Annotated in this window: 12 protein-coding genes; 10 read left to right on the plus strand and 2 right to left on the minus strand. The window is 68.7% G+C overall.

All coding sequences use genetic code 11. From position 1 onward, the window contains the following. Nucleotides 1-386: 386 nt before the first annotated feature. Together efp and G6O54_RS07540 are read left to right on the plus strand one after the other, a co-directional pair. Complete coding sequence (efp, locus tag G6O54_RS07535) at nucleotides 387-950, plus strand: elongation factor P (RefSeq protein ID WP_165222579.1); 564 nt, start codon at nucleotides 387-389, stop codon at nucleotides 948-950. A gap of 22 nt (nucleotides 951-972) precedes the next feature. Next, complete coding sequence (locus tag G6O54_RS07540; RefSeq protein ID WP_205678693.1) at nucleotides 973-2121, plus strand: M20 family metallopeptidase; 1149 nt, start codon at nucleotides 973-975, stop codon at nucleotides 2119-2121. A 135-nt stretch (nucleotides 2122-2256) separates the two neighbouring features. Here the strand turns inward: G6O54_RS07540 and G6O54_RS07545 are convergent, their stop codons facing one another. Further along, nucleotides 2257-2598, minus strand: coding sequence for a hypothetical protein (locus tag G6O54_RS07545; protein WP_165222582.1), 342 nt, complete (start codon nucleotides 2596-2598; stop codon nucleotides 2257-2259). Between the two features lie 108 nt (nucleotides 2599-2706). On the opposite strand from G6O54_RS07545, the gene G6O54_RS07550 reads away from it, so the two are divergent. After that, a complete protein-coding gene (locus G6O54_RS07550; RefSeq protein WP_165222586.1) occupies nucleotides 2707-3915 on the plus strand; it encodes a M20/M25/M40 family metallo-hydrolase in 1209 nt (402 codons plus the stop codon). Nucleotides 3916-3934: 19 nt separating this feature from the next. Here G6O54_RS07550 and G6O54_RS07555 read toward each other — a convergent pair whose 3' ends face one another. Beyond that, nucleotides 3935-5935 carry a PD40 domain-containing protein gene (locus tag G6O54_RS07555; RefSeq protein ID WP_165222592.1) on the minus strand — a complete coding sequence of 667 codons (2001 nt, stop codon included), beginning with the start codon at nucleotides 5933-5935 and terminating at the stop codon, nucleotides 3935-3937. Between the two features lie 337 nt (nucleotides 5936-6272). Between G6O54_RS07555 and G6O54_RS07560 the strand changes: the two genes are divergently transcribed. The 7 genes from G6O54_RS07560 (at nucleotide 6273) to G6O54_RS07590 (ending at nucleotide 14049) form a co-directional block, all read left to right on the plus strand. Then, complete coding sequence (locus G6O54_RS07560) at nucleotides 6273-6803, plus strand: 3-hydroxyacyl-ACP dehydratase FabZ family protein (RefSeq protein ID WP_165222597.1); 531 nt, start codon at nucleotides 6273-6275, stop codon at nucleotides 6801-6803. A gap of 352 nt (nucleotides 6804-7155) precedes the next feature. Beyond that, nucleotides 7156-7539, plus strand: coding sequence for an acyl carrier protein (locus tag G6O54_RS07565; protein WP_165222600.1), 384 nt, complete (start codon nucleotides 7156-7158; stop codon nucleotides 7537-7539). A 173-nt stretch (nucleotides 7540-7712) separates the two neighbouring features. After that, a complete protein-coding gene (locus G6O54_RS07570) occupies nucleotides 7713-8258 on the plus strand; it encodes a 3-hydroxyacyl-ACP dehydratase FabZ family protein (protein WP_165222604.1) in 546 nt (181 codons plus the stop codon). A gap of 193 nt (nucleotides 8259-8451) precedes the next feature. Continuing rightward, complete coding sequence (locus G6O54_RS07575) at nucleotides 8452-9768, plus strand: beta-ketoacyl-[acyl-carrier-protein] synthase family protein (protein WP_165222608.1); 1317 nt, start codon at nucleotides 8452-8454, stop codon at nucleotides 9766-9768. Between the two features lie 51 nt (nucleotides 9769-9819). Continuing rightward, nucleotides 9820-11133: a beta-ketoacyl-[acyl-carrier-protein] synthase family protein gene (locus G6O54_RS07580; protein ID WP_165222613.1), complete on the plus strand. Its 1314-nt coding sequence runs from the start codon at nucleotides 9820-9822 to the stop codon at nucleotides 11131-11133. 114 nt (nucleotides 11134-11247) lie between these two features. Next, entirely contained in the window at nucleotides 11248-12330 is a 1083-nt protein-coding gene (locus G6O54_RS07585; RefSeq protein ID WP_165222618.1) for an alpha/beta hydrolase, read from the plus strand. Nucleotides 12331-12354: 24 nt separating this feature from the next. Next, nucleotides 12355-14049 (plus strand): GH3 auxin-responsive promoter family protein, encoded by a 1695-nt coding sequence (locus tag G6O54_RS07590; RefSeq protein ID WP_165222623.1) that lies wholly within the window; start codon nucleotides 12355-12357, stop codon nucleotides 14047-14049. Nucleotides 14050-14189: the final 140 nt, after the last annotated feature.

Raw genomic sequence — 14189 nt, forward strand, 5'->3', positions numbered from 1 at the left:
TTCGTCGACGGCGATGCTAGCGTCGACGGGGGCTGGGTCGCGGCTCTTTGGGGGATAGCCGAAGAGGGGAGCGTCGGAAAGATGTCCGTGAGGACTGGACATTCCTCCCGTCCCTCCGCTCGATCCCCCGCCGTCCGCGACCGAGCTAGCAAAAAACACGTCGACCCTGTAAATTCCTTTAGAAGGGCCCACCGCCCTCCTTCCAGGAACGGAACTCCGCCACGCAATCACGATTGCCTTCGAGCTCCGCCCCGGACGCGGCGAGGACGGACCGGCCGACGCGGATGCTGCTCGCGGCCACGTTGTCCGACCGGCCGGTCGGAGGTTGAGTCGCCGTCGAAGAATCCGATCGAACTGAAACAGCCCGCAGAGAGACGCCAACGACCATGCTGCTGAAAGCGACCGACATCCGCCGGGGAATGGTGATCACGATGGACGGGGTGAACTTCGTCGTCGTCGATTTCGCCCATCACACCCCAGGCAACCTCCGGGCGATGGTCCAGACCAAGCTCCGGAACATGAACAACGGGTCCCTCATCGACAAGCGGCTCCGCTCGGTCGACCAGATCGAGGTCCCCTACGTCGAGACCAAGGAATTCGAGTACCTGTACTCCGCCGGGGACGAGCACGTCTTCATGGAATCGGAGACGTACGACCAGCTCCACTTCGACAAGGACATCATCGGGACGGCGATGCAGTTCCTGCTGCCGAACACCAAGGTGATGGTCAAGTACATCAACGACAAGGCGGTCTCGATCGAGATCCCCGATTCGGTGGAGCTGACGGTCACCGACACGCCCCCGGCCCTCGCCGGCGCGACGGCGACCAACCAGTACAAGGAGGCCGAGCTCGAGACCGGCCTGAAGGTCCAGGTCCCTCCCTTCATCAAGCCGGGCGAGAAGATCCGGATCGACACCCGGACGTCCGAGTACCTGGAACGGGTCAAGTGACGCCCGAGCGAGGGGCTTCCTCGTGGACGACCTGACGCGGCTCCTGGGGGAGCTGGTGAGCATCCCCAGCGTCAATCCGATGGGCCGAGGGCTCGCCGGCCCGGACATCCTGGAGACCCGCCTCAGCGGCTACCTCGAGGACTGGTTCCGGGCCCGCTCGATCCCTTGCCGGCGGGTGCCGATCGCACCCGGCCGGGATAACCTGATCGCCCGGTTCGACGCCCCTCGATCCGGCCGGACGATCCTCCTCGACGTCCACCAGGACACGGTCCCCACCGACGGCATGACCATCGAGCCCTTCGAGCCGCGGGTCGAAGGGGGAAGGATGTACGGGCGGGGCGCCTGCGACATCAAGGGGGGCATGGCCGCGATGCTGACCGCCTTCGAGCGGCTCTGGCGTGAGCGGCCCCCCGGCGCGGCCTCGGTCATCCTGGCCTGCACCGTGGACGAGGAGTTCACCCACATCGGCTCCAGCCACCTGGCCGCCTCGGGGCACGGGGCCGACCTCGCCATCGTGGCCGAGCCGACGCGGCTGGACCTGGTTCACAGCCACAAGGGCGCCGTGCGGTGGAAGGTCCGGACGACCGGCGTGGCCTGCCACAGCTCGTCGCCGGCACTCGGGAAAAACGCGATCTACAAGATGGCGGACGTCGTCGCGGTCCTCTCGGAGTATGCGGCCCGGCTCTCGGCCTCCGCGTCCGACCCGATCCTCGGCCCCCCCACGCTCTCGGTCGGTCGCATCGAGGGGGGCGTGAGCGTCAACGTGGTCCCCGACCGCTGCGAGATCGAGATCGATCGGCGACTCATCGCCGGCGAGGAGCCGAGGAAGGCCATGGACGAGGTCCGGGCGCTCCTGCTCCCCCTCTCGGAGCCGGGGTCCGAGGTGGTCTTCGAGGACCCGTGGGTGATCATGCCGGCGCTCGTGCCGGGCCTCGGGACGTGGGAAGGCCCCCTCCGGGAGGCCGTCGCCGCGGCGACCGGACGGGTGCCGAACTTGGTGGGCGTCCCCTACGGGACCGACGCCGGCCCGCTCGGCGAGAGGGGCCTCCCGTGCGTCGTCTTCGGCCCCGGCGACATCGCCCAGGCCCACACCCGCGACGAGTGGGTCGAGCTGGAGCAGGTGCATCTGGCCGCGGAAGCCTACTACCGCATGGCTTGCACGCTCGGCTGAACCCGTTCGCGAGCCGATCCCGGCCCGGAAATGCCGGGCCGAGGGAATGGAATCGCCCCGGCCTCCGCCCCCGGGAAGGAGCGGACCGGGGCGATCCCTCGAGAGCACTCGAACATGGACCGGGAAGGGGACGGCTCAGAACACGTCCATCGTGAAGTGATTGCCCTGATACCAGCGCTTCTTGTTCCACTCGTGCCAGCCGTTGGGGTGGCGGAAGACGCCGAACACCCGGTGGCCGCCGTAGAAATTGCGGTAGTACGGACCCTGAATCTGGGGAACAATACGCTGCTCCCGAGGATACTTGTACCAGCCGTCGTAAAGGCCCTGGTACTCGAACCCGTTGCCGGGGACCTGAGGCGGCACGTAGGGCCAGTGCAGGTAATCCGTCCAATCCTGGGCCTGTGCCGAGTTCACTCCGCCCAGGCCCAGCAGCGCCACGGCAAGGGTGAGCGCCTTGATCCAAGAGCCTCGAGACACGTTCCACCTCCATGTAGGGAAGCCGTTCCCAAACCACGGTTAACATGACACACGAACGCGGCGGGGGCGGGAATTTCCCGTCGTTTTTTCCGTCACGAGGGGCAGGTTATGCATGACGGACGGATTGGCGCGCGGGAAGCGGCGGCACGCCCTCGGCGAAGGCTGTCGCCCCTTTCGATTCGGCTGGCGGCGACGGTCCTGCTGCTGACGGCGACGAGCGCGGCGCCAGCCCAGGAGCCGGCCCACGACGCCGACCGCCAGCGAATCGAAGCGGTCGTCGGCAGGCTCGCCTCGCCGGCCATGCAGGGCCGCCGCGGGGAAGGGGCGGAGAAGGCCGCGGCCTACCTCGTCGACGAGTTCAGGCGGATCGGGCTCGAACCCCTTTTCGACGGCAAGTTCACCCAGCCGATCCCCGGCAAGGAACCGGGGACGGTCCAGGGGACGAATCTCGGCGCCATGATCCGAGGGGCCGACCCCAAGCTCAAGGACGACTGGGTGATCGTCGCCGCCCATTACGATCACCTGGGGGTGCGCCGGGGCGTCCTCTATCCGGGGGCGGATGACAACGCCACGGGGGTCGCCATGATGCTCGAGGCCGCCCGGGCCTTCGCGTCCGCGGGCGCCCCGCCGCGGCGGAGTGTCGCCTTCATCGGGTTCGACCTGGAGGAGATCGGCCTCTTCGGATCCCGTTATCTCGTGGCCCATCCGCCGATGCCGCTCGAACGCGTCGCGCTCTTCATCACGGCCGACATGATCGGCAGGGCGATGATGGGGGTCTGCAAGCAACAGGTCTTCGTCCTGGGGACGGAGCACGCGCCGGGATTGCGGGCCTGGATCGACGAGGCGGCCCGCGACAGGCCGGTGCGGGTCAGCCTGCTGGGATCCGACGTCCTGATCCTCAACCGCAGCGATTACGGCCCGTTCCGCACCCGGCAGGTCCCGTATCTGTTCTTCAGCACGGGCGAGAATCCCTGTTACCATTCGCCCGACGACCGCCCGGAGACCATCGACTACGCCAAGGCCACCGTTATCACGCGGATCATCCGGGACGTTGCCAGGAGTGCCGCCGACGCGGCCGAGACGCCCCGATGGAATCCCAACCCGGACAATCCGCTGGCCGAGGCCGCGACGATCCGGGACGTGCTCAAGGAGCTCCTCGGGAATGAGCGGCCCCTCAAGCTGAGCGGAGCGGCGGCCTACCTGATGAGGTCGACCCTCGGCGACGCCGAGGCGATCCTGGGCCGCGGGGCCATGACGCCGGCGGAGCGGGCCAGGCTGATCCAGTCGACTCGCGTCATCCTGCTGATGATCCAGTGAGGCCCGGCCGCGGGCCGGATCATTCCCTGGGCCCGGGACCGGGCGGGGCGACGAGGTCCGGAGGGCGTAGCCTGCGGAGCGGCCTGGGGAACGGCGGCACCACGGCGGGCGGGTCGTTCCCCGGGATCGGGAGATCGACGAAGCCCCGATTTCGGCCCGGGAAGGGGATGGCCGCCCCGGCGTCGATCGGGCCCCCGGGGATCTCGTTCATCAGCGGAGGTAGCCGGAAATCCGCGGCTTCCTCCTCCTCGGCCGGCGTCCCGCCCGACGACGCGGCGGGGAAGGCATCGATCCGCTCGGCGAGATAGCGCGCCCAGAGCGGTCCGCCCGGCTCGCCGACATCCGTCGAGACGAAGCCGGCCGGGGTCTCCTCGACCCGGCGGACGCGTCCGGCGGCCGAGGTCAGATAGTCCACGACGGACCTGGCCCGCTGGGGCTCTCCGCGGGCGAGCAGGACCTGGGCCCGGAGCGCCAGGAACCGGAGACGGTTCCCCGAGGACTTCATGCGGCCCTCGATCGCGTCGAGATCGGCCTCGGCGGCGGTGTGGTCGCCGCGGAGATAGTCGAAGAAGAGCCGCAGCTCGTCCGTCGGCTCCGCGGCGGATTCCCCGCGGGCGTCGCTGATTGGGTTGGCGGGCGTGTCCAGGAAGGCGCGGCCGATCTTGCCGATCCGGCGGAGCCGAAGGCTCGCGGGGTTCTGCTCGCCGATCTCGCCCGGGACCGGCAGCAGCGATGGCCGCTGGGCCATGGCCTCGCGATCGCCGGGCCGGTCAGGCACGGAGGTCTTCACGAGCAGACGGGCCGCCTCGACCATCGAGGCCATCCACTCGGCCCGGCTCGATGCGTCGGGGGCGAGCAGGGTGACCTCCTCGCTGACCAGGTCGCAGAGCAGCGGCAGGCCGGAGTCTCCCGTCGTTTGCACCCGGACCGCGGCGATCTGCCCGTCCGGGTGGAGGGCGATGGCCCCGATCCGGCGGCCGTCGTCGAACGGGTGGAGCCGCTTGAAGACGCGGCCGGTCCTCAGCTCGCCGAAGACGATGGCGGGGGCCTGGCCCTCCAGGTCGGCGGTGAAGATGGCCTGCTCTTGCTGCCGGTCCAGGCTGGTGGAGAGCGTACCCAGGATCGGCGGCCCCAGCGCCAAGATGGGGACCGCGCCCCGGGTTTCCAGGAAGACTCGCAGCAGCTCGTACCCGCGATTGCCCATCGCGAAGCGGCGGCCGGCGATCAGGATCGATTGCCCGTCCTGCGACCAGAAGGGTGCCCCGCAGGGGTCCGCGAACTCCATCAGCGAGCTTCCCGGCCCGAGGTCCCGGCCGACGAGCGTGAGGGATTTCGCCTGGGCCCGGGCCTTCGCCGGCGCGAGATAGGCCAGCCGCGAGCCGTCGGGAGACCAGGCGGGTCGTTCCGCCTGGTCGATCGTCTTGAGGATCCGACCCTGCTCCGGCAGCAAGACGACGAGCGATGGGGAAGGGCCCGGGAGGGGAATGACCAGGATCTGGCCGTCCGGATTCCAGCAGAACTCGAGATCCGCGACGGCCACGTTCGCGTCCGCCTCACGCTCCGCCCAGGGGATGGTGGCCACCACCCGTTTGCGGTCCAGGGCTTCCTGGACCACGATCTCCAGGCTCAACTTCCGGCCTTCGGCCGGCCCCGCCGCGATCGGCAGCACCAGCCGCCCGTAGCAGAGCGTGTGGCCGTCCGGTCCCCAGGCCGGGGCCGTCACCGGATCCTTCGAGTCCTCGACGAGGACCGAGGCTCCCGTCGCCTTCTCCCGGGCCCAGATCCGGTAGCGTCGCGCGGCCGCCGGCGCGGGGCCTTCCGCCGGACGCCGCGATGGGGGGGCCGTCGGATCGTCCGCGGGGCTGACGAGGAACCCGGCCTGCGGCCCGGCCGCCCCGGACGTCGCCGTCGTGTACGCCAGCCACTGGCCGTCGGGCGACCATGCGGGGGGAGAATGGAGGGATGAGGCGACCAGCGAGGCCGTCATGAGCTTCAGGAGGCCGGACATCGCGGTCAGCATCAGGAAGTCATCCCCCGGGTGAGGCGGTCGGTTTCCTACCTAGTATAGAGGTCCGGAAATCAAGTTCCTAGCGAACCTGACACCGCAGTCACAATCGATAGGACCCGCACTCGATTCCGAGCCGGTCGGGTTGACCCCGGGGCGAACCGGGGTACTCTGATCTAGGGGCACGTCCGGCCTGCGCCCTGGCCAAAAGGGTTCCCCGCAATGCACTTGAATCGAGGGCCGTTATTGGGTTACCCTCAATGTGCGGGGTCCTTACCTGCCGACATCGCCCCCACCTTGCGACCTACCCCGCGGCGTGCTGCATCCCGCTTACCGAAAACCGGGAGACTCCATGCGTTTCGTGTTGATCGATCGAATCGTGGACGTGCAACGAGGCAAGTCCCTGGTCGCGGTCAAGAACCTGTCGCTGGCCGAGGAGTATCTGAATGACCATTTCCCGGGTTTCCCCGTCATGCCGGGCGTCCTCATGCTGGAAGCCCTCACGCAGGCGGGGGCCTGGCTGATTCGAGACATGGAGGACTTCGAGCACAGCATCATCCTCCTCAAGCAGGCCAAGACCATCAAGTACGGCAGCTTCGTGGAGCCCGGCCGACAGCTCGAGCTGCGGGTGACCCTCGAATCCCATGATGACTCGGTCGCCTCGTTCAAGGGGGCGGGGGTGATCGACGGCCAGACCATGGTGAATGGTCGTTTCTCGTTGACCCGCTACAACTTGCGTGACAAGAACCCGAGCCTTCACCAGACCGACGCGGCGATCGTCGCGGGGCTCCGTGAGCTCTACCAGACGCTCCGCAAGGGGTCGGTCGGCGCCAAGGCCATCAGCCGGACCCCCGAGGTCCAGGAAACGAAGGCCGGGCTCTAGGAGGTCCCGTCGGAATCGGGGAACCGTGCGCCCCGAGGTCCCGGGGGGACTCCGCCGAATCCTCACTCGACGGAGGCTCGCCCGCAGGCGGTGCCGGGACGGCTTGAATCCCTCCTTATGATGTTGCAAGGTTTTTCGTTTTGCATCAAGATACGCCCCGACCGGCCGGCCCGCCCCATGACGGGCCCGTGACCCGAAGTCTGGGGACGCCGAATCGCCCTCCCGACGACTCACCTTTGAAGTTGAACGCTCGATTTCGCCGACGATTAAGTGAGCCGACTTGATCTTCGGTGCCCCTGCCGGTCGGTCTGGATTGGGGTTGAGCGGCAATCCCTTTTATCCTGAGGATGACATGCCCACGTACGATGAAATCTTCGAGAAAGTCCAGACGACGCTGGTGGATGCACTGGGCGTCGATGACGATGACGTGACGCGGCAGGCGACGCTCCAGGGCGACCTCGGCGCCGAGTCGATCGACTTCCTCGATATCGTCTTCCGGCTCGAGCGGAATTTCGGGATCAAGATCCCCCGCGGCGAGCTCTTCCCGGAGAACCTGGTCGCCGATCCGGAATGGGTCGCCGACGGGAGGCTCACGACCAAGGGGATCGATGAGCTCAAGGCCCGGCTCCCCTATGCCGACCTGAGCAAGTTCGCCGCCAACCCCGACGTCGAGAACATCGGCGACCTCTACACGGTGGACATGCTGGTCCAGTACGTCCAGAGCAAGCTGGCCTGACCCGAGAGCGAGCGGCCCTCCGCCACCTCAACCTCACAGCCCGATCGAGTCCGGCCGCCCGACACCGGGCGTGCCGGCTGCGCCGGGGGTGGGACGTATGGCGGGGCTGATCGCTCGTCGTCGATTCGTGCAACCATTCTCCGATTCCTCTCACGTGGTGGGCTTCCGGCACGATGCGCTGGATCTGGATCGACAAGTTCCTCGAGTTTCGCAGCGGCGAGTTCGCCCGCGCGGTCAAGAACCTGACCCTGGCGGAAGAGCACCTGCATGACCACTTCCCCGGATACCCGGTCATGCCCGCGTCCCTGATCATCGAGGGGCTGGCGCAGACGGGGGGGATCCTGGTCGGCGAGGCCAGCGCATTCGCGGAGAAGGTCGTCCTGGCCAAGATCTCGCGAGCCGAGTTCAGCGGGGTGGCCTGTGCCGGCGATCAACTGATCTATGAGGTGACGATCAAGGGGATCCGCCCCGACGGGGCGATCGTCGACGCCAAGGCGTTCCTCAACGGGGAGCTCCTGGCGGACGCCGAGATCGTCTTCGCCCACCTGGATAACACTCGGGCGAACCAGATCTTCGGGCCCAAGAATTTCGTGTTCACGCAGCAGTTGCTCGGCGTCCTCGACCTGGCCCGGGCCCAGGAGAAATCGCGCGAGGCGGGAGCCTCGGCCGGCGAGGGAGGGGCGTCCAGCAACGGGCAGGTACAGGGGACGGAGCCCTGATTGGGCCGGCCCGAGGGATGGGGCTCGCGTTGGGAACGCGGGCGGCGGCAGGCCGGGGAAATCTTGAGGATCCGGACGAGTTTGCTCCCCGAGTCGCGTCTCAGAGGGCATAATGGTGCGGTGAACCGGAGCGACGCCTCGACATCGTGGTGAGTCGGCAAGCCCGGTCGCGCGGAGTATCGACGAGACTTTCATGCCTGGTTCCGAACGTCGCGTGGTCATCACCGGAGTCGGCCTCGTCTCCCCCCTGGGTGACTCGCCCGACCAATTGTGGGCGGCCCTCGAGGCCGGCAAGGGGGCCGTCGCGCCGATCGAGGCTTTCCCCGTCGAGGGGATGCCCAATCACCTGGCGGCCGAGATCCGTCCCTTCGACTTCCTGAAGACTCCGGCCCTGGCGAAGGCCAGCTTCTTCAAGGAGCTGCGCAAGAGCCGCAAGTACATGGCGAGGGACATCCAGCTCTGCGTCGCCGGCGCGCAGCTCGCCATGGTGGACTCGGGGCTCGGCAAGGGGGGCGTCGACCCGACGCGGATCGGCATCGACCTGGGTGCCGGCCTGATCTCCACGGAGCTCGACGAGCTGGCGCCGGCCATCGAGCACGCGACGAAGCCCACGGGGAGCTTCGACTACGCGGCCTGGGGTCGGGAGTCGATCGGGATCATCGAGCCGTTCTGGCTCCTCAAGTACCTGCCCAACATGCTGGCCTGCCACATCAGCATCCTGATGGACTGCCAGGGGCCGAGCAACACGATCACCGAGGCGGACGCCTCGGCGAACCTGGCGATCGCGGAGGCGGCGCGGATCATCGCTCGCGGCAAGGCCGACGTGATGGTGACCGGCGCGGCCGACTCCAAGATCCATCCGCTCAGCTTCATCCGGATGGCGATGCAGGGGACGATGTCGCGGTGGCAGGGGGATCCCGCGGGGGCCTGCCGGCCGTTCGACGCCCGCCGCGAGGGGACCGTGCCCGGCGAGGGGGCCGGCATCGTGATCCTCGAGGAGTACGAGCACGCGAAGGCCCGCGGGGCGAAGATCCACGGCGAGATCCTCGGGGCCGGCTCCGGCTGCGACGCCATGGCCGCTGGCGGCCTGGACCCCGACGGCGGCGGGACCGCCGTTGCGATCCGCTCCGCGATCCGGGCGGCCGGGATCACGCCGGCCGAGATCGGCCACATCAACGCCCACGGGATCGGCACGAAGGTCGGCGACCTGGCGGAGGCCAGGGCCTTCCGCCGCGTCTTCGGCGATGCCGCCCCCCCGGTCACCTCCCTGAAGGGGCACATGGGGACGCTGGCGTCGGGGTGCGGCTCCGTGGAGCTGATCGCCAGCCTGGCCGGCCTGAGCCGCGGGATGATCCCCCCCACGCGGAACTGCGACGATCCCGACCCCGAGTGCGGCCTGGACATCGTCCGCGACCGCCCGCGGCCGTCGTCGAACCCGATCTTCGTGAACACCAACATCACCGCCAACGGCCAGGCGGCCGCGCTCGTCGTCCAGGCCGCTCGCCCCTGATCCGGTTCCGATCCACGCGGGCGCAAGCCCGGCATCGCGAGGAAGACCTTCATGCGTCGCGTCGTCGTCACAGGCATGGGCATGGTCACACCGGTCGGCCGCGACATGGAGTCGACCTGGTCCGCCCTGCTCGAGGGGAAGAGCGGGGTCGGGCCGATCTCGCTCTTCGACGCGCATACCTTCGCCACCCGGATCGCCGCGGAGGCCAAGGACTTCTCCCTGGCCGGCTACCGCCCCGACGGTGATCGCTGGGCGAGCCATTCGCGGAACACCCAGTTCGCCATCGCCGCCGCGCAGATGGCGATCGACGATTCCGGGCTCCTCGCCGGGACCGGGGCCCGGCCCCTCGACCACGAGCGGTTCGGCGTCTACCTCGGCGCCGGCGAGGGCCAGCAGGACTTCCCGCGGTTCGTCCGGCTCGTCCACAAGGCGTCGCATCCGGATTCCGGCCACGGCGGACGCCCGAAGGTCCTCACCAACGAGTTCACCCGCATGGGCGAGCGCGAGCTCAACGCCCTGGCCGAGGCCGAGCAGGAGCCGGGCACCCCGGCGGCCCACCTGGCCAACGTCTTCGGCGCGAGGGGGGTCAACTCGAACTGCCTGACGGCCTGCGCGGCCAGCTCCCAGGCCATCGGCGAGGCCTTCGAGATGATCCGGTCCGGGTGCGCGGACGTCATCCTCTCCGGCGGCACCCACAGCATGATCCACCCGTTCGGGCTGACGGGCTTCATCCTCCTGACCGCCCTCTCCACCCGCAACGACGAGCCGACCCGGGCGAGCCGGCCCTTCGATCGCGACCGCGACGGCTTCATCCTCGGCGAGGGGGCCGGGATGCTCGTCCTCGAGGAACTCGAGCACGCCAAGGCCCGGGGCGCCCGGATCCACGGCGAGATCGTCGGCTACGGCTCCACCGCCGACGCCTTCCGGATCACCGACAGCCACGAGGACGGCCGCGGCGCCATCGCCTGCCTCCGCGAGGCACTCGAGGTCGCCGGGGTGACGCCCGAGGACATCGACTACATCAACGCCCACGGCACCAGCACCTCCGTCAATGATCGCGTCGAGACCCTGGCCATCAAGCGCGTCTTCGGCGATCATGCGTACAAGGTCCCGATCTCGAGCACCAAGAGCATGATGGGCCACCTGATCGCCGCGGCGGGGAGCGTCGAGGCGATCGTCTGCCTGCTCACGATCCGAGACGGCATCCTGCCGCCGACCGTGAATCTCGACAACCCGGACACGGATTGCGACCTCGACTACATCCCCCATGAAGCCAGGCGCAAGCATGTGGACGTCGCTCTCTCTAACAGCTTCGGATTCGGCGGTCAAAATATCACGCTGATCCTCAGACGTTTCCTCGATTGATCGACATCGACGAGCTCCCGGCCTCCCCGGCGTCCTCCCGCTCCGCTCCTCGGACGGCCGGTGCCCGGGCCCGGCGGTCCGCGCGACCCTGACGGTTCGACCAGGAGTCCCCCCGTGACAGCCCTCCCGACGCCGCTCGTCATCCTCGCCTGGACCGGCCTGCTCGCCCTCGGTGCGCTGCTGGCGGCCATCGCGATCGTGGTCATCCGCTACGGGCCCATCGTCCAGCGGATCCTGGAGGTGAGGCCGGTCTTCCTCCCCCTCCACGTCACGCCGGAGGACGAGGGCGAGCCCGTCACCTTCGCGAGCGGCGACGGGATCTCGCTGGCCGGGTCCTACCTGCGACGGCACACGCGCGACCGGGCCGGCGTCCTCGTCTTCTGCCACGAATACCTCAGCGATCGCTGGAGCTATCTCCCCTACGCGGACCACCTTCGGGACCGCGGCTATGACATCTTCACGTTCGACTTCCGGAACCATGGCGCCAGCGGCGAGGCCCCGAACTATTCCCCCCTCCAGTGGACGACCACCTATGAGCTCGAGGACCTCCGAGCCGCGCTCCGCTGCCTGAGGGCCCGCGAGGATCGCGACCCGGCCGGCTTCGCCCTGATCGGGGTCAGCCGAGGCGGGAGCACGGCGATCGCCGTGGCCGCCGGGGAGGCGGATGTATGGGGGGTCATCACCGACGGAGCCTTCCCCATCCGCGGCACGATGATGGCGTACATCCTGCGATGGGCCGAGATCTACGTCCGCAGCAAGCTCCTGCTCGCGGTCTTCCCGAACTGGATGTACCGGATCCTCGCCAGCGCCAGCCGCAGGCAGTCGGAGCGGAGGCTCCATTGCCGGTTCGCGGACATCGAGGCCGGCGCCCGCGGCCTCTCGCCCCGGCCCTGGCTGGCGATCCACGGCGAGAAGGACGCCTACATCGGCCCCGACATCGCCCGTGAGCTGTACGATCGCGCCGGCCAGCCCAAGGAGCTCTGGATCGTCCCCGGCGCCAAGCACAATCGCTGCCGCGAGGCCGATCCGGAGGCCTACGCGTCCAGGCAGCGGGACTTCCTGGCCCGCAAGGGCCCTCGGCCGCTCGTCGAACCCGGCGAGGCGGACGTCGAGCCCATGGCCATCCCGGACCTCCCGGAGCGTGCATCGTCCGGGTCCCGGATCCTGCCGGCCATCGAAACCACCCTCACCACCTGATCTCCCGTAAGGTCCGTCTTTTCCATGCTCTCGACCCTCCGGCGGATCATCGGCACGCCGCTCACCAATCGCGCCCGCAGGCTCGCCGCGACTTTCCACGAGCAGACCGCCCGCGCGGGCGACGTGCAGCGCGACCTGCTGCGGGGATTCATCGCCCGCAATGCCGAAAGCCAGTTCGGCCGCGACCACCGCTTCGGGGAGATCCAGACCCCGGACGACTTCCGCCGTCGGGTGCCGATTGGCGGCTACGACGAGCACGAGCCCTACATCGACCGCGTCCGCCAGGGGGATACCCGCGCCCTCTTCGGCGGCGATACGCGGGTGCTGATGTTCGCCATGACCTCCGGGACGACGAACCGCCCGAAGACGATCCCGGTGACGAGTCAGTCTCTGCAGGACTATCGCAATGGGTGGACCGTCTGGGGCATCGAGGCCTTCGACGCCCACTCGGCGATGATCCAGGATGGCCTGAGGCCGATCCTCCAGATCGCCAGCGACTGGCGAGAGTCGTTCACGCCCGGCGGGATCCCGTGCGGCGCCATCACGGGGCTGACCGCCTCGATGCAGTCACCCCTGGTGCGCTACGTCTACTGCATGCCGGCCTCGGGCTCGCGGATCAAGGATATCGAGGCGAAGTACTACGTCGCCCTGAGGTTCTCGATCTACCGAGACCTCGGGACGATCATCGCCGCCAATCCCGCCACGATCCTCGCGATCGTCCGCCTCGGCGACCGGGTGAAGGAGACCCTGATCCGAGACCTGCACGACGGCACGATCGATGCCAGGTGGGAGATCCCCCCGGAGGTGCGCCGGGGACTTCGGCTCCGGACGGCCATCCGGCGTCGCCGGGCGGCCCGAAGGCTCGAGGAGATCGTCGACCGGACCGGTCGTCTCCTCCCCAAGGACTACTGGCCCAACCTCCAGTTCCTGTCGAACTGGATGGGAGGGACGATGAGGGCCTACCTGCGGGGTTATCCCGAGTATTTCGGCGAGACCCCCGTCCGGGACGTGGGCCTGATCGCCTCCGAGGGGAGGATGACCATCCCGGTGGAGGACGGGACGCCGGCCGGCGTCCTCGCGATCGGCCATCACTACTTCGAGTTCATCCCGGAGGAGCAGGGGGGGGCGTGCGACCCGGAGACGGTCGCGGCGGTGGACCTCCTCCCCGGCCGGAACTACTTCATCGTGCTTACCACGGCCGGCGGCCTCTACCGCTATAACATCCACGATCTCGTCCGGTGCGTGGGCTTCCACAACCGCGCGCCAGTCCTCGAGTTCCTGAACAAGGGGGCGCACTTCTCCAGTCTCACCGGCGAGAAGCTCTCCGAGCACCAGGTGATCTCGGCCGTCCAGGCCGCCCAGCAGGCCCTCGGCCTGCGATTCCGCTCCTATCTCCTGCTCCCGGCCTGGGGCGACCCGCCGTCGTACGTCCTGCTTGTCGAGTCGCACGACCTGCCGGGGGGGGATCGCGACGGCCGGCTCGCGGCGGAGGTCGAGGCCCGCCTCCGGGAGCTGAACATCGAATACGCCGCCAAGCGGGATTCCCTCAGACTCGGCCCAGTCCGCACCATCCTCGTCCCGGACGGCTCCTGGGCCGAATTCCAGCGGCGGCGGCTGGCGAAGAGCGGGGGGACCGTCGAACAATACAAGCAGCCCCACCTCATCCCGGATGTCGAGGCCCTGAGCCACTTCAACATCGAATCCCCCGCCGTGAGCTAGGTCCTCCGGGTCGAACATCGGGGAGGATAGGCCGAGAGTCCGCGGCACAGCTCGCCTTGCCGTCTCTCGTCATTTGTGGTAAGCGGACCTTTCAAGCGGGCGAATCCTCGTCCGCGGCGACGTCCCATTTTCGGTTTTCT

Origin of the sequence: Aquisphaera insulae, from assembly GCF_011064615.1 — a bacterium.
In the GTDB taxonomy this organism is placed as follows: domain Bacteria; phylum Planctomycetota; class Planctomycetia; order Isosphaerales; family Isosphaeraceae; genus Aquisphaera; species Aquisphaera insulae.